22 protein-coding genes, 2 pseudogenes and 1 riboswitch are annotated in these 17,597 nt (G+C 62.1%); of the genes and pseudogenes, 13 read left to right on the plus strand and 11 right to left on the minus strand.

The window, feature by feature from the left end; all coding sequences use genetic code 11:
* Positions 1 to 183 precede the first annotated feature (183 nt).
* Positions 184 to 1,032 (minus strand): metal-dependent phosphohydrolase, encoded by an 849-nt coding sequence (locus ACFXS9_RS28110; protein ID WP_392694385.1) that lies wholly within the window; start codon positions 1,030 to 1,032, stop codon positions 184 to 186.
* Positions 1,033 to 1,406: 374 nt separating this feature from the next.
* Between ACFXS9_RS28110 and ACFXS9_RS28115 the strand changes: the two genes are divergently transcribed.
* The 6 genes from ACFXS9_RS28115 to ACFXS9_RS28140 all read left to right on the plus strand — a co-directional run bounded on the left by ACFXS9_RS28115 (position 1,407) and on the right by ACFXS9_RS28140 (position 5,156).
* Positions 1,407 to 1,583, plus strand: coding sequence for a hypothetical protein (locus tag ACFXS9_RS28115; RefSeq protein WP_392694388.1), 177 nt, complete (start codon positions 1,407 to 1,409; stop codon positions 1,581 to 1,583).
* A 224-nt stretch (positions 1,584 to 1,807) separates the two neighbouring features.
* Positions 1,808 to 2,257: a nuclear transport factor 2 family protein gene (locus ACFXS9_RS28120; RefSeq protein WP_392694391.1), complete on the plus strand. Its 450-nt coding sequence runs from the start codon at positions 1,808 to 1,810 to the stop codon at positions 2,255 to 2,257.
* A gap of 402 nt (positions 2,258 to 2,659) precedes the next feature.
* Positions 2,660 to 3,094, plus strand: coding sequence for a nuclear transport factor 2 family protein (locus ACFXS9_RS28125; RefSeq protein WP_392694393.1), 435 nt, complete (start codon positions 2,660 to 2,662; stop codon positions 3,092 to 3,094).
* A gap of 264 nt (positions 3,095 to 3,358) precedes the next feature.
* The gene (locus ACFXS9_RS28130; protein ID WP_392694395.1) at positions 3,359 to 4,261 is read left to right on the plus strand and encodes a hypothetical protein; all 903 of its coding nucleotides are present in this window, start codon (positions 3,359 to 3,361) and stop codon (positions 4,259 to 4,261) included.
* 211 nt (positions 4,262 to 4,472) lie between these two features.
* A complete protein-coding gene (locus tag ACFXS9_RS28135; RefSeq protein ID WP_392700053.1) occupies positions 4,473 to 4,862 on the plus strand; it encodes a hypothetical protein in 390 nt (129 codons plus the stop codon).
* A gap of 156 nt (positions 4,863 to 5,018) precedes the next feature.
* Entirely contained in the window at positions 5,019 to 5,156 is a 138-nt protein-coding gene (locus tag ACFXS9_RS28140; protein ID WP_392694398.1) for a hypothetical protein, read from the plus strand.
* A gap of 42 nt (positions 5,157 to 5,198) precedes the next feature.
* Here the strand turns inward: ACFXS9_RS28140 and ACFXS9_RS28145 are convergent, their stop codons facing one another.
* The 3 genes from ACFXS9_RS28145 to ACFXS9_RS28155 form a co-directional block, all read right to left on the minus strand.
* Complete coding sequence (locus tag ACFXS9_RS28145; protein WP_197427265.1) at positions 5,199 to 5,342, minus strand: hypothetical protein; 144 nt, start codon at positions 5,340 to 5,342, stop codon at positions 5,199 to 5,201.
* 142 nt (positions 5,343 to 5,484) lie between these two features.
* A complete protein-coding gene (locus ACFXS9_RS28150) occupies positions 5,485 to 5,964 on the minus strand; it encodes a MaoC family dehydratase (RefSeq protein WP_392694401.1) in 480 nt (159 codons plus the stop codon).
* Between the two features lie 2 nt (positions 5,965 to 5,966).
* A complete protein-coding gene (locus ACFXS9_RS28155; protein ID WP_392694404.1) occupies positions 5,967 to 6,428 on the minus strand; it encodes a MaoC family dehydratase in 462 nt (153 codons plus the stop codon).
* Between the two features lie 202 nt (positions 6,429 to 6,630).
* Here ACFXS9_RS28155 and ACFXS9_RS28160 point away from each other — a divergent pair, with 202 nt between their 5' ends.
* Positions 6,631 to 6,924 carry a DUF4282 domain-containing protein gene (locus ACFXS9_RS28160; RefSeq protein WP_334383591.1) on the plus strand — a complete coding sequence of 98 codons (294 nt, stop codon included), beginning with the start codon at positions 6,631 to 6,633 and terminating at the stop codon, positions 6,922 to 6,924.
* A gap of 94 nt (positions 6,925 to 7,018) precedes the next feature.
* On the opposite strand, the pseudogene ychF reads toward ACFXS9_RS28160, so the two are convergent.
* The 4 genes and pseudogenes from ychF to ACFXS9_RS28180 form a co-directional block, all read right to left on the minus strand.
* Positions 7,019 to 8,115, minus strand: a pseudogene (gene ychF, locus ACFXS9_RS28165) (redox-regulated ATPase YchF).
* Between the two features lie 39 nt (positions 8,116 to 8,154).
* Positions 8,155 to 8,760, minus strand: a complete 606-nt coding sequence (gene pth / locus ACFXS9_RS28170) for an aminoacyl-tRNA hydrolase (RefSeq protein ID WP_392694407.1) — start codon at positions 8,758 to 8,760, stop codon at positions 8,155 to 8,157.
* Between the two features lie 21 nt (positions 8,761 to 8,781).
* Positions 8,782 to 9,503 (minus strand): annotated as a pseudogene (locus tag ACFXS9_RS28175) (50S ribosomal protein L25/general stress protein Ctc).
* Positions 9,504 to 9,693: 190 nt separating this feature from the next.
* The gene (locus tag ACFXS9_RS28180) at positions 9,694 to 9,984 is read right to left on the minus strand and encodes an accessory factor UbiK family protein (protein WP_057842235.1); all 291 of its coding nucleotides are present in this window, start codon (positions 9,982 to 9,984) and stop codon (positions 9,694 to 9,696) included.
* A gap of 197 nt (positions 9,985 to 10,181) precedes the next feature.
* Here ACFXS9_RS28180 and ACFXS9_RS28185 point away from each other — a divergent pair, with 197 nt between their 5' ends.
* From ACFXS9_RS28185 to pgeF, 4 genes are read left to right on the plus strand one after another with little or no spacing between them, the layout of a single operon-like run.
* Positions 10,182 to 10,916, plus strand: coding sequence for a dienelactone hydrolase family protein (locus ACFXS9_RS28185; protein WP_392694410.1), 735 nt, complete (start codon positions 10,182 to 10,184; stop codon positions 10,914 to 10,916).
* Between the two features lie 12 nt (positions 10,917 to 10,928).
* Positions 10,929 to 11,774 (plus strand): prolipoprotein diacylglyceryl transferase, encoded by an 846-nt coding sequence (gene lgt, locus ACFXS9_RS28190; RefSeq protein ID WP_392694413.1) that lies wholly within the window; start codon positions 10,929 to 10,931, stop codon positions 11,772 to 11,774.
* Between the two features lie 8 nt (positions 11,775 to 11,782).
* A complete protein-coding gene (locus ACFXS9_RS28195) occupies positions 11,783 to 12,904 on the plus strand; it encodes a class I SAM-dependent methyltransferase (RefSeq protein ID WP_392694415.1) in 1,122 nt (373 codons plus the stop codon).
* The gene (gene pgeF, locus ACFXS9_RS28200) at positions 12,901 to 13,668 is read left to right on the plus strand and encodes a peptidoglycan editing factor PgeF (RefSeq protein WP_392694418.1); all 768 of its coding nucleotides are present in this window, start codon (positions 12,901 to 12,903) and stop codon (positions 13,666 to 13,668) included. The genes ACFXS9_RS28195 and pgeF overlap by 4 nt, the downstream gene beginning before the upstream one ends.
* A gap of 3 nt (positions 13,669 to 13,671) precedes the next feature.
* Here the strand turns inward: pgeF and ACFXS9_RS28205 are convergent, their stop codons facing one another.
* Complete coding sequence (locus ACFXS9_RS28205) at positions 13,672 to 13,869, minus strand: zinc-binding dehydrogenase (protein ID WP_392694421.1); 198 nt, start codon at positions 13,867 to 13,869, stop codon at positions 13,672 to 13,674.
* A gap of 91 nt (positions 13,870 to 13,960) precedes the next feature.
* On the opposite strand from ACFXS9_RS28205, the gene ACFXS9_RS28210 reads away from it, so the two are divergent.
* Together ACFXS9_RS28210 and ACFXS9_RS28215 are read left to right on the plus strand one after the other, a co-directional pair.
* A complete protein-coding gene (locus ACFXS9_RS28210) occupies positions 13,961 to 14,536 on the plus strand; it encodes a hypothetical protein (protein WP_392700054.1) in 576 nt (191 codons plus the stop codon).
* A gap of 171 nt (positions 14,537 to 14,707) precedes the next feature.
* Complete coding sequence (locus tag ACFXS9_RS28215) at positions 14,708 to 15,661, plus strand: ribose-phosphate pyrophosphokinase (protein ID WP_392694424.1); 954 nt, start codon at positions 14,708 to 14,710, stop codon at positions 15,659 to 15,661.
* Positions 15,662 to 15,772: 111 nt separating this feature from the next.
* On the opposite strand, the gene ACFXS9_RS28220 is transcribed toward ACFXS9_RS28215, so the two are convergent.
* Together ACFXS9_RS28220 and ACFXS9_RS28225 are read right to left on the minus strand one after the other, a co-directional pair.
* Positions 15,773 to 16,588 (minus strand): SDR family NAD(P)-dependent oxidoreductase, encoded by an 816-nt coding sequence (locus ACFXS9_RS28220; protein ID WP_392694427.1) that lies wholly within the window; start codon positions 16,586 to 16,588, stop codon positions 15,773 to 15,775.
* 147 nt (positions 16,589 to 16,735) lie between these two features.
* Positions 16,736 to 17,314, minus strand: coding sequence for a 6,7-dimethyl-8-ribityllumazine synthase (locus ACFXS9_RS28225; RefSeq protein WP_247511783.1), 579 nt, complete (start codon positions 17,312 to 17,314; stop codon positions 16,736 to 16,738).
* A 77-nt stretch (positions 17,315 to 17,391) separates the two neighbouring features.
* Positions 17,392 to 17,544: riboswitch (FMN riboswitch) on the minus strand.
* Positions 17,545 to 17,597: the final 53 nt, after the last annotated feature.

A 17,597-nucleotide genomic window follows, 5' to 3' on the forward strand; every position in this document is an offset into this window, starting at 1 on the left:
CGCTTCGCTCGCAATGACGGTTACAACAAAGCGGCTTCGAACTGCCATCGCGTCCGCAGCCCTTCCTGGGCGGCACGGCAGCAACTATGCGGACTATATCGTGTTAGCGCGCAATTCGCCGAGCTATCACGGCTAGCGCAGGCGGACGGCACTCTCGATCCACGCGGAGCGAGCACGCCATTATCACGGCTGCGGGCCGGACAGGTTCATTTCGCGCTCGGCCCGGAAAACGTTGCTGTGCAGGTTTGCGATCCATTGCCGTCCACTCGACGTGACATTGAGATAGCGTATTGCGGTCTGGATCTGCGGGGCGACGTTGTTCCAATAGAATTGCGGATATTTGTAAACGACGTCTGCCGGCGTCTGGTAGCCGAGCGTCTTGTTCATGCCGACTTCTTCGAATTCGTAGAACAGCGCATTGGCTTTTTTCAGGTAGTTGGGGTCGCCGAGCTGCCCGATAAGGTCGGCCGCGCGCAGCAACAGGCCCTCCTCTTCGATTAGCTCGTCGTTTGACGATGAATCAACATAGGGAAATCGCGTATACTCGATTGCCCTGGCGATCCGGCTCGCATCGACCTCGTCGGCGGTGTCGAGCCGCTCGAAGACGAACAGCTTCGAGCGGTCCACATGGTAGGCTCCCAGCGCGGCATCGGATGAACCTCGTGCCAGGCGAACGGTACGGCCGCTGAGATCTGCGACATAGGAATCTCCGTCATCTCCCTGAACAATTCCGCGAACGTATCCAATGTCGTGGGTGAGGCACGCCACGATGAAATTGGCGTAGTCGTCTGGCGTCGTGTGCCGCAGCATCCCCCGACCCATCAGGATATCGTGGCCGGCAAGGGTCACGAGCATGGTGTGTTCGATGTTATGATAGAGGGCATCGCTGTTGCCGATGCATTCCAGTGTGAGCCTGGCTGCATAGGGGAGAAATTCAGCCAGCCGGGCTTGGGAGGAGCCAAACCTGCTCCGGGTATCAGAAGCCAGAAACGACCCCAAGGCTTGCGCCACCAGTTCCGGGATTGTGATCATCTGAGCACCGCGTCTCATGTGCGACGTTGGCGCCGGCATGATAGCACATTGCCGTGCTTTCCGGTGGCAAATGTCTGCTCTCGCCACCAGCAGACGCGATCCAAATCTGTATCAGGTGCACTGCACTCAAAGCGCCCGTTGATCGCTGAGAGCCGGTGCTCCTCAGCGCGCCTCTTTCCGGATAGCCGGCCGGGAGGCTTTGCCTCGCTTGAGAATGATTGACGTTTCCCGAGACAAACGACCAGGCAATGATTGCCGGAGCGTCCGCGCAATCGCCGAGGCTGTAAATTAGTTCTATCCAATAACGATGTTAGCCGTGACGTAAAATGAAGGCGTAAGCTGATCCCCTTGGTGGCCGTTAGGGGAGACGCGTCATGACCGACCTCGAAGCCAAATTGGAGCGGTTCGAGACTCTCGCTGCCGAATGCGATTTGATCGGCAAGTTGACGTCGGATGGGGCGAAGCGCGAGCTATACCTGCGCCTCGGCTTGCATTACCGCCAACTGGCCGACGACATCCGGACGGCGATCGCAACCAAAGACGCCGCTTAGCCGGCCGGACAGGAGCGGTAGCAATATCCTGGCCTGGCGCTGCGCAGCGCGGCCCGATGACAGGCTCCGCGCGTCTTCGCCGTCGTCGCATCGCGGGCGGCAGTGAACCTTTGGAAACCACCACGTCACATACTGTAGGTTGCTTTTGCTGATTGGTCCCTCCGCCCTTCCTTTCACGATGGACCGGGCCGCAGAGCCGGATCGAACCCGGACGGGGTGGACGAATGACCGAGGAATCTCATCGTCAGCGCGTACTGGATTTCCTCAACATCCTGTATTCCGGCGACGTCGAAGGTGCGCTGGCGCGCTGCACCGACGACATCGAGTCGCTCGCCAACGCCCCGATCGACATCCTGCCGCATATGGGCCATCGCCGCGGCAAAGCCGAAATGCGCGAGATGTGGAACGCCGTCCGCGCCCGCTATTCTGAACTGCGCTGCGAGGTGCCGATCCTGGTCGTCGAGGGCGACAAGGCGGCCGCGTTCATCCGCGTGTTCTTCCGCAAGAGCATCAACCAGCGCATGGTGCAGTTCGACATCGCCGGCTTCTACACGCTGCGCGACGGCAAGATCAGCCAGATCAGGGAAATCATCGACACATTCGATCTGGTCCAGCAACTGCTCGAACGCGACGTCGCCGCGATCCTGACCGGTAGAAAGCCGGAGCCGATTTAGCGGCAGTTGTCATTCCGAGTGCGGTCGTCATTCCGGGATGGTCCGAACGACCAGGCCTCAGATGTGCAATTGCACATCGGGGAATCTCGAGATTCTCAGGTGCGCAATTGCGCACCATAGTTCGCACTTGGTGCGCCCCGGAATGACGAGCCTTCAGTTTCATTCCGTGCCATTGAACCTCATCGCCTCCGCCGCGGACACACACCACAAGGATTTTTCCGACCGATAATGCGGCCAAAACAGTCGCATTTGTGCATTGCAAAAACGACAATTGTGTTCTGATGAAACTGCTCTATTTCTGGCTGCAACGGTGAAGTTCGGCATTTCGGCCCCGGCGTCGATGGAGACGCACGGTTGGGCGCGATTGCCGTTTTGAAATCCAGTTTTTAGGACCAAATCAAAATGACAGAGCATAGTCTCTGGCGTTTTTCGCGCGCGTTGCATCGTGCGATCAATGAACGCCAGCCCGCCGACCTCGAAGCCCTGCTCGACGAGGAGGTCGAGTGGGCGATCTATGGACCGATCGATATGTATCCGTTCTTCGGCCAGCGCCGCGGCAAGGCGGCCGTAATGGAGGTGATCCGGCAGATCGCGGACAATTTCCGCGTCCACCGCTTCGACCGCGAATCGATCATGCTGGGAGTGGATACGGCCGCCTCGATGATGCGCTATTCGTTGACCGCGCTGGATTCGAACAAGCCGATCAGCCTCCGCATCGCCCATTTCGCCCAGTTCAGGACCGGCCGCCTGACCAGCTTGCGCGTGCTGGTCGACACCTTCGATCTGATCGAGCAGACCGTGGGCTATCCGATTCACCTGCCGCGGATGGCGGTGTAACGGCTGCACCTCTTCGTCATGCCCGGGCGAAAGCGCGAAGCGCGTCTTCGCGCTGGATGACCCGGGGCATCCACGTCCTTTGTTCACCAGCCCCGACAAGAACGTGGATGGCCGGGAGCGCAGGCAAGTGTACGTAGTCTGCGCAAGGCAGACTACTACGCCCGGCCATGACGACCACCTGCAAGCACACACCGTCATAATTTCGCACCAAAACAAACGCATTCTTGGCGCGACTTGGAATGCGGGCGGGCAATGATTCCGAAAATGCGATTTGGCTGGGCGCGGCTGCCAATGCTGGTGGCCGGCGTAAGTTTGGCTTCGATATTGGCTGTGGCGGCACAAACGCCGCCGACCGACGACGAGCCGGAGATGCAGGAGGCTGAAGAAGCCGAGGCCGCTCCCAGCGTCAACGATGCCGACATCATGAAGGACATCGACGTCGAAAAGCTCGACTGGAGCCAGCTCAACGTCGATGCATCGACCCTGACCTTTCAGGCGCCGAAGGGAGGCAATTCGTCGAAAGGCGCTGCCAGCGCCGATGCCTCATGGTCCGCCAATGAAAGACCGAACGGCACCTCCGCGGTATCGGTCAAGCAATCCATCTCGCCGTTCTGGGATGCGCGGATCGGCGCCGACATGACGGTCGCGCGGCAAGGCACGGTGACGACGTCCGAACTGCTCTCGGAAAAACTTGCCAATGGTGGCAGCTTGCCGCAATCGTCCGGCACCGCGTGGGCTGCGATTACCGCCCCAGGCGTTGGCTCGATTTGGGACACAACCGCGGTCGAGGCCCGGGTCGATCCCGGATCCGAGCAGAGCAAGCTCGGCACATCCTTGAGCAAGTCGCTGCCGATCAGCGAGCAGTATTCGTTGACCCTGAAGAACGACTACAACCTGATCCAGCAAGGCATCGTGCCGGTGCCCGGCATCGTCGGCCATCCAGCACACAGCTACGAGACCGACCAGTCAGCAAAGCTCAGCATTGCCGAAACCGGCACCAGCTTTATCGCCGGCCAGACGCTATCGACATCCGACGACAAGTGGCTGCGCAAGGTCGGCGCCGAGCAGAAGCTGTTCGACGGCGTCACCATCTCGGGCTCGATCGGCGAAACGCCCTCGGGTGCCGCCAACAAGAGCCTCAGCGCGGGCTTCAGGCGCAGCTGGTGAGGGCCGAAATCGTCCCAATTTGACCCGCTTTCCGATATCGAGGGTACCGCCCCAGAGAATGAACCATCATTGCCGCAGATTGGCCAAGATGCGGACAAAATCGGCGGGACAGATGAGACCCGCTCCACTTCGTCGTGCGGGGGACGTCCGCGCTCGCCTGAAAGCGAAACAGAGGAATAGCCGATGAACGCCACCATTCGTTCCGAACAAGCTGATCCGAGATCCGGAAGTCGACGGCGATCTCGCCGCCGTATCCGAAGTCGAAGCCGGCATCCGCGATTTCGTTCGCAACGATATCGCCTATCTGCGTCGGCCCGCGGTGGCCCCGGACACCGTGCCGATCGACGCCAATGCCGAAGCGACCGTCAACAACGTCAACTCGCTGATCCAGCGCGTCGCCGGTACTTCGCTGGCGGAAATCGAGAAGCTGATTTCCGAACTCGAAAGCCTCCGCGACTTGCTCCATGCCGAAGGCCAGCGCGTCCAGCGCGAGATCTCCGGCTATGCGCAGCTCAGCCAGGCGGCGATGAAGTCGACGCGCATGATTGCCGACAACGTCACGCAGTGGAAGCGCGCCGCCGACGGCCTGCGCAACGCCTGATCTGATCGTTGCAAAAATCTAACACTCCGCCGCGTTCCGTACGGGAGCGCGGCGGTTTTGTTTGGCTGTGTTCGATCTGAACTTTATAAGCACGGTCGCGTCCAAGGACGGATGTCGTCACTTGGCGGCAGGCACCTTTTTGGGGACACACCGGCGATGCAAAACGTTCAGCCAGACAACATGGATCCAATGCCGTTGCGGCAATCGTCGCATAGCATGGGCACGCTCGTGATCCGCTTCGTCGGATTGCTGACGCTTGCGGTCGTGGCAATGACGTTGATCTGGAGCCGCTGAATCTTTTTCGAGATTCGGCGTCTATGCTTGCTCGATCCGCAACTACTGGCGGACGAACGCGGTGTCCTCGATCGTGTAAACGCCGTCGGCATAGGATTTCACCACCATCGTGGCGGTGAGCATCACCGCCATCGTGACGGTTGCGAAGACAAAGCCGACGAATTTCAGGCCGCTGCGATCTGCCATTTTCATCCCCTCGGTACTTCCCCTGAGACGCATTTGGCAGGCAGAAAGTTCAAAATGCGTTAGCAAAAAAACGGTTTCGTGGAGTCGTGGATTACGAAGCCCTAACGAAACAATTGGCTAACCATGTTTCGCCGGACGGCTATTAACCGGCATTCCGTCGCGGCACGAACGCGGTGGCGAGGAACGAGAACACGACTTCGTCGCGCTGGTTGGTGCCGGTGTTGCGGGCCTGCAGGATGCCCCATTCGGGACGCTTCTCCGAGGTCCGCTTGGTTTCGACCTGGTTGGAAAAGCTGACGGTATCGCCCGCCAACACTGGCCTGACCCAGCGCAGTTCACGAAAACCCGGCGACGGCCCCCACACCGCGACCTTCTCACCCCGTGCGGCGGCCTCGGCAGTCAATCGCTTGCCGTCGGCGACCAGGAGTTTCATGCACACCGCCGCAACGTGCCAGCCCGATGCGGCCAGCCCCCCGAACAGGGATTTGCGCCCCTCTTCCTCATCGAGGTGAAAGCGCTGCGGATCGAACTGCGCGGCAAACCGCTTAATGTCTTCGGCCGTGAAGGTGAACGAGCCAAACTCGCGCCGCGCGCCGATCTCGATGTCCTCGAAGAAACGCATCGCTACTCCGCTCCTGCTTCAAGGCGCCGGCGCACGATCATCGGGGACTCCATCTCGCACAGTACGACCCCGGCCGCGTTGCGGATCGTACTCTTGAGGGTCACGATACCGGTCTCGGGCCGGCTTTTCGAAATCCTGGCCTCCGCAACGTCGACATCCAGCGTCAGGTCATCGCCCGGGCGCAGCGGCGACAGCCAGCGCATTTCGTTGACACCGGGCGAGCCGAGCGAGGCGGTGCGGCCGATAAACCCGTCGAACAGCATTCGCATCACGAGGGAGCTGAGATGCCAGCCCGAACCGGACAGCCCCTTCAGCATCGATGCGTTGGCGGCAGCTTCGTCCAGATGCATCGGCTGCGGGTCGTATTCGGCGGCAAACGCCAAAATCTCCTCGCGCGTGACGTGGCGCGGTCCGAACGTGCCGAAATGGCCGGGCGTGAAGTCTTCGAAGGTCAGCGTTGTCATCGATTGACGATTTGGATTGAGGATTGTGGTGGGAAGCCCGATTGTGGCCGTTATTTGCAGCAATCTCAACCCGCCCACCCGCATGGCTCGTTCGCCACGGGCGAGTACCGTCGCCGGCGCTCGCCCCGGCTTGCCCGAAGCAGTTTTCGAGGCTAGCCCTGTGTCATCTGGGATCAGGCTTTGAGTCGCCGGAGAACCATCGATGCTCGATTTTCAGGATCTATTTCAGTGGGACCGCTTCATCACGCCCACGATCATCAAGACTTTCTATTGGTTGGTTATCGGCTTGATCATACTGTTCGGTATCGCCGGCATTTTGTCGAGCTTGTCCGTCATGGCAATCAGTCCCTTCTACGGATTTGTCCTACTGTTGGCCTCGATCGCCGGCGTCGTGGTCGGCGTGGTGTTTTCGCGCATCGCCGCCGAATTCATCCTGATCGTCTTCCGCATCAACGAGCATCTCGGCGCGATCCGCGACCAGGGCGGGATGCGGTAGGCTTGTCATTCCGGGGCGATGCGCAGCATCGAACCCGGAATCTCGAGATCCCGGGTCTGGTGCTTGCGCACCATCCCGGAATGACCACGAACAATCAGGTATTAAACCTGAAATGCATCACGTCGCCGTCGGCGACGACATATTCCTTGCCTTCCAGGCGGAGCTTGCCGGCGTCGCGGGCGCCGGCTTCGCCGTTCAGCGCGACGTAATCGGCATAGGCGATGGTCTCGGCCCGGATAAAGCCCTTTTCGAAATCGGTATGGATCACGCCGGCCGCCGCCGGCGCCTTGGTGCCGCGGTGGATGGTCCAGGCGCGGGCTTCCTTGGGGCCTACGGTGAAATAGGTGATGAGATCGAGCAACTGGTAGCCGGCGCGGATCAGGCGGTCGAGGCCGGCCTCTTCCAGCCCGAGCGTCTCGAGAAATTCGGCGCGCTCCTCGCGTGACAGGGTCGCGATCTCGGATTCGATCTTGGCCGAGATCACCACCGCGACCGCGCCTTCCTTCCTGGCGTGCTCGAACACCTGTTTTGAGAAGCTGTTGCCGTCCTTGGCCGACCCTTCCTCGACGTTGCAGACATAAAGCACCGGCTTCGATGTCAAGAGGCCCAGCATGTCGAAGGCGCGCTCTTCCTCCGGCTTGCGCTCCAGAAACCGCGCCGGTTTGCCCTCGCGCAGCAGCACCAGGGCGCGGTTGACGAGGTCGAGCGCTTCCTTGGCGTCCTTGTCGTTGCCCTTGGCCTTCTTCGCCAGATTGTCGACCCGCTTCTCCAGGCTGTCGAGGTCGGCGAGCATCAGTTCGGTTTCGATGGTCTCGATGTCGGCCAACGGCGCAATCTTGCCTTCGACATGGGTGATGTCGGATCTTCGAAACACCGCACCACATGCGCGACCGCGTCGACCTCGCGGATGGTGGCGAGGAACTGGTTGCCGAGGCCTTCGCCCTTGGATGCGCCGCGCACGAGCCCTGCGATATCGACGAAGGTCAGCCGCGTCGGGATGATCTGCGCCGAGCCTGCGATCGCCGACAGCTTGTCGAGCCTGGGATCAGGCACGGCGACTTCGCCGACATTCGGCTCGATGGTGCAGAATGGATAATTCGCCGCCTGCGCCGCTGCCGTCTCGGTCAGCGCGTTGAACAGCGTCGACTTGCCGACATTGGGCAGGCCAACGATACCGCATTTGAATCCCATAATGTGTCCTGAAGTTCGTTGCTGACGGTCGACGACGCATCACGCCGCGCCATCATCACCCTTGTCGAAAAATCCCTTAGCCTGCAGCGCTAGATGCACCTTGTTCTGGAACGAGGAGTCGTGCCCTGTCGCCAGCAGGCCCGCATTCTCGGCCACCGCCGAGCACAGGGCTTCCACCCAGGCGCGGTCGCTCTTGGCGAAATCCGAGAGCACGTGGCCGTGCACCAGCTCCTTGATGCCGGGATGGCCGATCCCGAGCCGCACCCGGCGATATTCGTTGCCGATATGCGAGGTGATCGAGCGCAGCCCGTTGTGGCCGGCGATACCACCGCCGACTTTGACGCGGACTTTCGCCCGCGGCAGTTCGAGCTCGTCCTGAAACACGGTGATGTCGGAGGCGCCGAGCTTGAAAAAGTTCGCGGCTTCCTGAACCGCGCGCCCGGACTCGTTCATGTAGGTGGTCGGCCGAAGCAGAACGACCTTCTCGCGATCGAGCGTGCCTTCGGATGTCTCGCCCTGAAAACGGCGGCGCCACGGTGCGAAACCGTGACGCCGCGCAATTTCATCGACGGCCATGAACCCGATGTTGTGCCGGTTGTTCGCGTATTTCGAACCGGGGTTACCTAAGCCAACAAACAGGCGCATGACGCGGCATCCTGCCGCTGCTTACTTCTTCTTGTCGCCACCAGCCGGCGCCTTCGCGCCAGCCGCCGGAGCGGCAGCTCCCGCCGCAGGCGCGGCAGCAGCAGCCGGAGCGGCACCCGCCGCCGGAGCAGCCGTGCCGGCAGCCGCAGCAGCCGCGGCGGCCTTCTGTTCTTCGGCGTAGCCGGACGGCGGCACGATGGTCACCAGCGTCGCATCTTCGCGCGACAGCGCCTTCACGCCTGTCGGGAGCTTGATGTCGGAGAGATGCAGCGAGTAGCTGATTTCCAGCGCGCCGGCATCGGCTTCGAGGTACTGCGGGATGTTGTCGACCGAGCATTCGAGGTCGACGGTATGGGTAACGATGTTTATGGTGCCGCCGCGCTTGACGCCGGGCGAGGTTTCGCCGTTCACGACGTGCAGCGGCACGCTGACGCGGATGGTCGCGCCTTCGCCGAGCCGCAGGAAGTCGACATGAATCGGGAAGTCCTTCACCGGATCGAGGTGGAAGTCGCGCGGAATCACGCGGTGCTTCTTACCTTCCAGATCGATGTCGAACAGCGTGGTCAGGAAGCGGCCGGCCAGGATGCGCTGGCGCAGTTCCTTGTCGTCGACCGAGATGGTCACGGGGGCTGGTTGTTGCCGTAGATCACTCCGGGCACTCTCCCGGCGCGACGCTCTGCCCGGGCGGCCCCCTTGCCGCTCTGCGGACGCGCGGTCGCCTTCAATTCCTTGACGGTCGCCATCGTGTTAAGTCCTTGTTTTCTAAAAAGTTAAAGGCCGCATCGCGGCCCGTCGGCGTCCCACAGCAAGCCTCCAGGGGTGCGGGGGCTGCGGACGTGGCGGGCTTTTAGCCCCAAAGGGGCGAAATGACAAGGAAATGAAGGGATTTTTCTTGGTTGTTACCCCCCTGGAGGGGTGGGTTGGACAATCCCCCTACCCGTCCGCCATGCTGCCGGCATCCGGCGTGGCCGGTGCAATGCCGAGCTTGGCTTCCAGAGCAGCAATCCGGCTCTTCAGTGCCTCATTCTCCTCGCGCGCCAGGCGGGCCATGTCCTTGACCACATCGAACTCCTCGCGCTTGACGACATCGAGATCGCGCAGGATGCGCTCGGCCTGGCTGCGCATAACCGTATCGACCTCGCGCTTGACGCCCTGGGCGGCACCGGCGGCGTCGTTCATCAAGCGGCCGATCTCGTCGAAAAACCGATTGCTGGTCTGGGTCATCTGAAACGCTCCGGTCGCTGCAAATTGATCGTCACGACGAGACAATGGCAATCCCAAGGGAAGCATTCAAGGGAAACGTTCAAGAGCGCGGTTCAACGCCAACGTGACGGCCGTTCGCCTTGTCATGCTGCAGTTTCCTTGCAATCGTATCGAACAGCCAGCCTGACACCAGAATCACAACACAAAAAGCAGCGCCCATGATCGACCAGCAGATCGATATTGCGACCAAGGACGGCAAGACCACGACCTTCATCACCCACCCTGAGCGCGGCGGCCCCTTCCCGGTCATCATCTTCTACATGGACGCACCGGCGATCCGCGAGGAACTGCGCGACATGGCGCGGCGGCTCGGCACGTCGGGCTATTACGTGATGCTGCCCAACCTGTATTACCGGTCCGGCGTCATGGAGTTGGGGCCGATACCGCCTGATCCGGAAGCGCCCGAGCGCAAGCGGATGTCCGGCTTCATGAACTCCATCAATATTCCCATGGTGATGGAGGATACCAAGGCGCTGCTCGCTTATGCGGAGACGCAACCTGCCGCAAATACCAAGATCGTCGGCACCGTCGGCTACTGCATGAGCGGCCGCTACGCGGTCAACGCGGCAACGCATTTTCCGGATCGTGTGAAGGCGGCGGCTTCGATCTACGGTACCCATCTCGCGACCGACCAGCCCGACAGCCCGCATCTGGCTGCATCGAAGACCAAGGCAGAGCTGTATTTTGCGTGCGCGGAGACCGACATCTATGCGCCGCAGGAGATCATCGACAAGGTGAAGCAGGCAATGGAAGGCACGAAGAACGAGGTCGAGATCTATCCTGGCACCCATCACGGCTTCGCTTTCCCGAAGCGGCCGGTCTATCACCGCGACGCTGCCGAGCGGCACTGGGAGCGTCTGCTGGCGCTCTATCGCCGCAACCTCGCGCAATAGACCTCCCGCCCGATGCCGCTTCTCACCATAGCGTTTCCGGAAATCGATCCGGTCGCCATCTCGATCGGACCGTTCGCGATCCGATGGTATGCGCTGGCCTATATCAGCGGCATCGTGCTCGGATGGATCTATGCGCGCGCGCTGATCAGGAGAGAGAAATTATGGGGCGGGCCGGCGCCGATCGCACCCGTGCAGCTCGACGACTTCATTCTCTGGGTGACGATCGGCATCATCGTCGGCGGCCGCACCGGCTACGTGCTGTTCTACAATCCGGCCTTCTTCATCCAGAATCCGGTGGCGATTCTCAAACTCTGGGAAGGCGGCATGTCCTTCCATGGCGGCTTTCTCGGCTGCGTCGCCGCGGTGATGCTGTTTGCGCGCATGAACAATATCTCCATCCTGTCGCTCGGCGACATCACGACCGCCGTCGCTCCGATCGGAATATTCCTCGGGCGGCTCGCCAACTTCATCAAAGGCGAGTTGTGGGGGCGTGAGGCGGATGCCAGCGTGCCCTGGAGAATGGTCTTTCCCGACGACCCGCTTCAACTTTTCCGCCATCCAAGCCAGCTCTACGAGGCGGCGCTTGAGGGTTTCCTGTTGTTCGCGGTGCTGGCGGTGATGGTCCGGATGGGCGCGCTGAAGCGGCCGGGCCTGATCCTAGGCAGCTTCATTGCGATTTATGGTCTTGCGCGCATTGCCAGCGAATTCTTCCGCGAGCCCGATCCCCAGCTCGGATTTTTGTGGGGCGGGCTAACCATGGGTATGCTGTTGTCGGTACCGATGATCATTGCCGGAGCCATCCTGATCATGGTGGCATGGCGCCGCGAGACGCCGCAGCATATAGAGAAGTCGATTTAAGGTAGGCCGTGACCGAATTTTCGCCGTTACAGACGGAGATCCACAAGCTGATCAGATCGTCAGGCCCGATGCCGGTCTGGCGGTACATGGAACTGTGCCTGATGCATCCCGAGCACGGCTACTACGTGTCGCGCGATCCATTGGGCCGTGAGGGCGATTTCACCACCGCGCCCGAGGTCAGCCAGATGTTCGGCGAACTGCTCGGGCTATGGACGGCCTCGGTCTGGAAGGCGATCGGTTCGCCGCCGATGCTGCGGCTGGTCGAGCTCGGCCCCGGCCGCGGCACCATGATGGCGGACGCGCTCCGCGCGGTCCGGGTGCTGCCGCCGCTCGATCAATCGATCCAGATCCATCTCGTCGAGATCAATCCGGTGCTGCGCGAGAAGCAGCAGGCAACGCTATCCGGCGCGCGCAACATCACCTGGCATGACAGTATCGACGACGTGCCCGAGGGCCCCGCGGTGATTCTCGCCAACGAATATTTCGACGTGCTGCCGATCCATCAGGTGGTCAAGCGCGAAACCGGCTGGCACGAGCGCGTCGTCAACCTCGATGCCAATGGCAAGCTGGTATTCGCCGCCGCGGATGACCCGATCCCGCGCTTCGAGGTGTTGCTGCCGCCGCTGGTGCGCGCGGCCCCGATCGGCGCCGTGTTCGAGTGGCGGCCGGATAGCGAGATGATGAAGATCGCGGCGCGGGTGCGCGACCAGGACGGCGCGGCGCTGATCATCGATTACGGACATTTGCGCAGCGACGCCGGCGATACCTTCCAGGCGATCGCCCGGCACAGTTTTGCCGATCCCCTGAAAAATCCCGGACAGGCCGACGTCACCGCCCATGTCGATTTCCAGGCGCTGGCGCGCGCGGCGGAAGACGTCGGCGCGCGCGTTCATGGCCCGGTGACGCAGGGTGAATTCCTCAAGCGGCTCGGCATCGAAACCCGGGCGGTCACGCTGATGGCAAAAACCACGCCGGAAGTTTCCGCCGATATTTCCGCCGCGCTCAAGCGCCTGACCGACTCTGGCCGCGGCGGCATGGGATCGATGTTCAAGGTGCTTGCGGTGACCGAACCAAATCTCACCTCGGTCGCAGGCCTCAGCGACGAACCGCCGGGAGACGAAAAAGCATGACGTTCGGATCGTCGCTGCTCGCAGCCATTCCCGGGCTACGCCACGCGTTCTTCACCCGCGAAGGCGGGGTATCCGGTGGAATTTACGAAGGACTCAACGGCGGCCTCGGCTCCAATGACGATCCGGCCAATGTGGCGGAAAATCGCCGCCGGATGGCCGAGCAGATGGGGGTTACGCCCGAGCACTTGCTCAGCGCGCACCAGATCCACTCGCCCGACGCCGTGGTCGCGACCGGACCATGGCAGGGCGACAAGCCGCGCGCCGACGCGCTCGTCACCCGCACGGAAGGCATCGCGATCGGCGTCACCGCCGCAGATTGCGGGCCGATCCTGTTCGCCGATCCGGCCGCTCGCGTGATCGGCGCTGCGCACGCCGGCTGGAAGGGCGCGCTGACCGGCGTGCTGGAATCCACGATCGAGGCGATGGAAAAACTCGGCGCCGACCGCTCCCGCATCGTCGCCGCCATCGGCCCGCTGATCCGCCAGCATTCCTACGAGGTCAGCAGCGAATTCGTCGAACGGTTCCTGGATGCCGACGCGGAGAATGCAATGTTCTTCATTCCCTCGGTTCGATCAGGACATTCGATGTTCGACCTCGCCGGCTTCATCCGCATGCGGCTGGAGAATGCCGGCATCCTGATGATCGACGATCTCGGCGTCGACACCTATTCCGACGAGCGTTTTTATAGCTACCGCCGCTCGGTGCATCGGAAGGAGCCGGACTACGGCCGCCACGTTCACGCGATCGCGCTGGCGAGCGAGTAATTCCTACTTCACCCGCAGCACCACCTTTCCGCGCGCCCGGCGGGCTTCCAGGTAGGTGAGCGCCGCCGGCAATTGCTCGAAGGCAAATTCGCGATCGAGGACAAAGGCTCGCATGGATGATCCTGCGGAGTTGTCGAATTCTGGCAACAAGAAGGAGAGACGGGACGAGCCGGACGCAATCTTTTTGGCGAGCTTATCCACGCGCTGCCCTAGACCTTAACACATTTTAACGATATCGCAGGGAGCAATGAGGAACACCTTGATTGCTTCGTGCCTGCAAGCCCCGCGCGCCATGATTGCCGCGGCGCTGCTTGTCGTTTCTTGCGCGCTCGGTGGCTGTGCCGGCGGCGGCGCGGCCAGCGGCTCGTATGCGATGGCACCGAGCGCAGGCGGCGGTCCCACCGTGGCGTTCGAATCGATCGACGGTCCGCCGCCGCAGGTGTTCGACCGGATGGTCAGCGTGCTCGATAGCGAATCGAAGCTCCGAAACCTGTCGATCGTTTCGCGCGAGGGCGGAGCATCCTACCGCGTGCGCAGCTATCTGTCGGCGCAGGTGGTTCGCGGCAAGACCGTGATCGCCTGGGTCTGGGACGTCTACGACAACAACCAGCAGCGTGCGCTGCGGCTTTCCGGCGAAGAACCCGCCGGCAAGGCTGGCCGCGACGCCTGGGCGGCGGCCGATGATCTCGTGTTGCGGAAAATCGCGCAGGCCGGCCTCAGCGGTCTGTCCGGCATGGTCAACGGAAGTCCGGATGCAGCGCCTGCGCCGGCCCCGGAGCGCCGCGGTCCCGCGGTCGCGAGTGCGGAACAAACAGTACCCGCCCAGGATGCGGGTGGCGTCAGGGCGCTCAGTTTCAGCGCCCAATAAACAGCCCTGCAAAAGTCCCCTATCGGCCGATTTTTGACCGGGAAAACGACATCAACGGGTTGCCAGCCGAGCCACCCGCCTGATATCTCCTCGCTCACAAAACGCGCCGGTTCCCGAGGACTTCTCGATATGCTGAACGTCGTATCCAGCAAGGCGCGAGGAGAAGCGTTGATGGCGGCCAAGAACGGCTCGATCAAGCTGGTCGCTGGCAATTCCAACCCCGCGCTGGCCCAGGAAATCGCGAACTGGCTGCATCTGCCGCTGACCAAGGCGGTGGTCCGGCGCTTTGCGGACATGGAAATCTTCGTCGAAATCCAGGAAAACGTCCGCGGTTCGGACGTCTACATCATCCAGTCGACGTCGTTTCCGGCCAACGACCACCTGATGGAACTTCTGATCATCACCGACGCGCTGCGCCGGGCTTCCGCGCGCCGCATCACCGCGGTCATCCCCTATTTCGGCTACGCCCGCCAGGACCGCAAGGTCGGCTCGCGCGCACCGATTTCCGCCAAGCTGGTCGCCAACCTGATTACGCACGCCGGCGTCGACCGCGTCATGACGCTCGATCTTCACGCCGCCCAGATCCAGGGTTTCTTCGATATTCCGGTCGACAACCTCTTCGCCTCGCCGGTCATGGTGCGCGACATCAAGGAACGCTTCGACCTCGGCAATGTCATGGTGGTATCGCCTGACGTCGGCGGCGTGGTGCGCGCCCGCGGACTGGCCAAGCGCATCAACACCCCGCTCGCCATCATCGACAAGCGCCGCGAACGCGCCGGCGAATCCGAGGTCATGAACGTGATCGGCGACTGCGCCGGCTACACCTGCATTCTGATCGACGACATCATCGATTCGGGCGGCACGCTGGTGAACGCGGCCGACGCCCTGATCGCCAACGGCGCCAAGGAGGTCTACGCCTATATCAGCCACGGCGTGCTCTCCGGCGGCGCTGCCGCGCGCATCGCCTCGTCGAAAATGAAAGAGCTCGTGATCACCGATTCGATCCTGCCGACGGAAGCGGTCAACAAGGCCGCCAACATCCGAACGCTGTCGATCGCGCCCTTGATCGCCGAGGCGATCAGCCGCACCGCCTCGGAAGAATCGGTATCGAGCCTGTTCGACTGAGTTGTCGCTTGTAGGGTGGGCAAAGCGCAGCGTGCCCACCATTCAGGTTCACGTTCGAGGAGAGATGGTGGGCACGCTTCGCTTTGCCCACCCTACGGCCCTACCGCGCCCTCATTCAAATCCCGGTCGCGGCACCAAGTTCATCAACATATTGGCGTAACCGCCATCGACCATGATCTCGTCGCCATTGACGTAGGAGGCGCGGTCGCTGGCGAGGAACAGGATCGCATCGGCCATGTCCTGCGGCATGCCGATCCGCCGCAACGGCACCACTGCGGCGCGGCGCTCGGTGACGCCGGGCGTATCGTAGAACGCCTGGCTCATCGGCGTGATCACCATGCCGGGACTGACGACATTGCTGCGGATGCCGTGCGGCCCCCATTCATTGGCGAGCTGCCGCGACAGCATGATAACGCCGGCCTTGCTGACGCTGTAGGCGCCGCTCTGCCCCTGCGCGTTGCTGCCGGCGATCGAAGCCACGTGAACCAGACTGCCGCGGCCAAGCGCGCGCATCTGCCGACCGAACACCTGCGCGCAGAGGAAGTAGCCGGTCAGGTTGACGGACAAAACGGCGTTCCATTCGGCAAGCAACAAGGTGTCGAGTGTACCCGGACGCAGTACCGCGGCGGTGTTGACCAGCACGTTGCATGGCCCCAGCGATTTCTCGATCGACGCGGCCGCGGCGGTGACACTCTCGACATCCGTCGTATCGCAGCGCGCGATGACATGATCGGCGCCGAGCTTGCCGAGCTCGGCGCGCGTTATCTCAAGGCCACGTTCATCGAGATCGATCGCGGCCACGCGGGCGCCGGCCTGGGCAAAACTGAGAGCAACGGCGCGGCCGATCCCACCTCTCCCGCCCGTCACCGCGCAAACGCGGCCTGACAGGCCGAGCCAATCGGAAGATTCCTGCGAGCTGTTGACCATCGATGACTCCAATCGAAAGATTATTCGTCATCAGGGCGCGCGAATGCGCGCTCGATGCCAGGCTCCGCGAAGCAATCCATCGAACCGCAAAGAAGGATGGATTGCTTCGTTGCTTCGTCACTTCGTTCCTCGCAATGACGGGTTGAGCTACCCCCCAATCCCCGCCGCGACCTGGCCACGCAGCCGCTCCAGGCTGTGCAGCGTGTTGGCGCAGGCTTCCGCGACCTCGATGCCCTTGATGACAAAATGTTTGCGGAAGAATTCGTGGTGCACGGCGCTTTCGTGGAATTGCTGCGGCGTCAGCACCGCCGAGAATACCGGCACTTCGGTCCTGAGTTGCACGTCCATCAGCGCCTTGATCACGGTGTCGGCGACGAATTCGTGGCGATAGATGCCGCCGTCGACCACGAGGCCTGCGGCCACGATCGCGGTGTAGCGCCGCGTCTTGGCGAGCAGTTGCGCATGCAGCGGTATTTCGAAAGAGCCCGGCACCTCGAACAGATCGACCTGCGCGCGCGTGATATGGCGCGCTTCGATCTCTTCGAGGAAGGCAATGCGGCATTCCTCGACCACGTCGCGGTGCCACGACGACTGCACGAAGGCGATGCGCTGCGGCTTGACGAAACGCGGATGCACCGGCGCCGGCGGACGCTCGGGCACGTCAGGAACGTGATGGGCTTCGGCTGCTTGGGATTGGACTTCAGGCTCTTGCAACATCTGATTCATGGCTTTCCTCTTTCAGGACCAGAATCAGGGCATACGGAACGACGCCAGCCCACGCACAAAACTGCGAGGCCGCCGCAAACCGTTCTCTTTCATCCGGACTGTAACCGTCGGCTTCGGAATCACACCGAATCTGCTGACCCTTCTGCTCAGGCGAGAAGAAGGCGCTCGCGGGCTTGGGCTACGTCACCCTTACCGCCGGTGGGGATTTTCACCCCGCCCTGAGAACATCGGCCGCCCGGAATGGACGACCTGCCGAAGAATATGACCAAGGCCGGGGCGGCAG

The organism is Bradyrhizobium sp. RDI18 (assembly GCF_043203335.1).
Classification (GTDB): Bacteria; Pseudomonadota; Alphaproteobacteria; order Rhizobiales; family Xanthobacteraceae; genus Bradyrhizobium; species Bradyrhizobium retamae.

Excerpts from the sequence above, each read along its gene's own strand:
- ACFXS9_RS28110 (WP_392694385.1), bottom strand. The coding sequence starts at position 1,032 with ATGATCACAATCCCGGAACTGGTGGCGCAAGCCTTGGGGTCGTTTCTG.
- ACFXS9_RS28115 (WP_392694388.1), top strand. The coding sequence starts at position 1,407 with ATGACCGACCTCGAAGCCAAATTGGAGCGGTTCGAGACTCTCGCTGCC.
- ACFXS9_RS28120 (WP_392694391.1), top strand. The coding sequence starts at position 1,808 with ATGACCGAGGAATCTCATCGTCAGCGCGTACTGGATTTCCTCAACATC.
- ACFXS9_RS28125 (WP_392694393.1), top strand. The coding sequence starts at position 2,660 with ATGACAGAGCATAGTCTCTGGCGTTTTTCGCGCGCGTTGCATCGTGCG.
- ACFXS9_RS28130 (WP_392694395.1), top strand. The coding sequence starts at position 3,359 with ATGCGATTTGGCTGGGCGCGGCTGCCAATGCTGGTGGCCGGCGTAAGT.
- ACFXS9_RS28140 (WP_392694398.1), top strand. The coding sequence starts at position 5,019 with ATGCAAAACGTTCAGCCAGACAACATGGATCCAATGCCGTTGCGGCAA.
- ACFXS9_RS28145 (WP_197427265.1), bottom strand. The coding sequence starts at position 5,342 with ATGGCAGATCGCAGCGGCCTGAAATTCGTCGGCTTTGTCTTCGCAACC.
- ACFXS9_RS28150 (WP_392694401.1), bottom strand. The coding sequence starts at position 5,964 with ATGCGTTTCTTCGAGGACATCGAGATCGGCGCGCGGCGCGAGTTTGGC.
- ACFXS9_RS28155 (WP_392694404.1), bottom strand. The coding sequence starts at position 6,428 with ATGACAACGCTGACCTTCGAAGACTTCACGCCCGGCCATTTCGGCACG.
- ACFXS9_RS28160 (WP_334383591.1), top strand. The coding sequence starts at position 6,631 with ATGCTCGATTTTCAGGATCTATTTCAGTGGGACCGCTTCATCACGCCC.
- pth (WP_392694407.1), bottom strand. The coding sequence starts at position 8,760 with ATGCGCCTGTTTGTTGGCTTAGGTAACCCCGGTTCGAAATACGCGAAC.
- ACFXS9_RS28180 (WP_057842235.1), bottom strand. The coding sequence starts at position 9,984 with ATGACCCAGACCAGCAATCGGTTTTTCGACGAGATCGGCCGCTTGATG.
- ACFXS9_RS28185 (WP_392694410.1), top strand. The coding sequence starts at position 10,182 with ATGATCGACCAGCAGATCGATATTGCGACCAAGGACGGCAAGACCACG.
- lgt (WP_392694413.1), top strand. The coding sequence starts at position 10,929 with ATGCCGCTTCTCACCATAGCGTTTCCGGAAATCGATCCGGTCGCCATC.
- pgeF (WP_392694418.1), top strand. The coding sequence starts at position 12,901 with ATGACGTTCGGATCGTCGCTGCTCGCAGCCATTCCCGGGCTACGCCAC.
- ACFXS9_RS28210 (WP_392700054.1), top strand. The coding sequence starts at position 13,961 with ATGATTGCCGCGGCGCTGCTTGTCGTTTCTTGCGCGCTCGGTGGCTGT.
- ACFXS9_RS28215 (WP_392694424.1), top strand. The coding sequence starts at position 14,708 with ATGGCGGCCAAGAACGGCTCGATCAAGCTGGTCGCTGGCAATTCCAAC.
- ACFXS9_RS28220 (WP_392694427.1), bottom strand. The coding sequence starts at position 16,588 with ATGGTCAACAGCTCGCAGGAATCTTCCGATTGGCTCGGCCTGTCAGGC.
- ACFXS9_RS28225 (WP_247511783.1), bottom strand. The coding sequence starts at position 17,314 with ATGAATCAGATGTTGCAAGAGCCTGAAGTCCAATCCCAAGCAGCCGAA.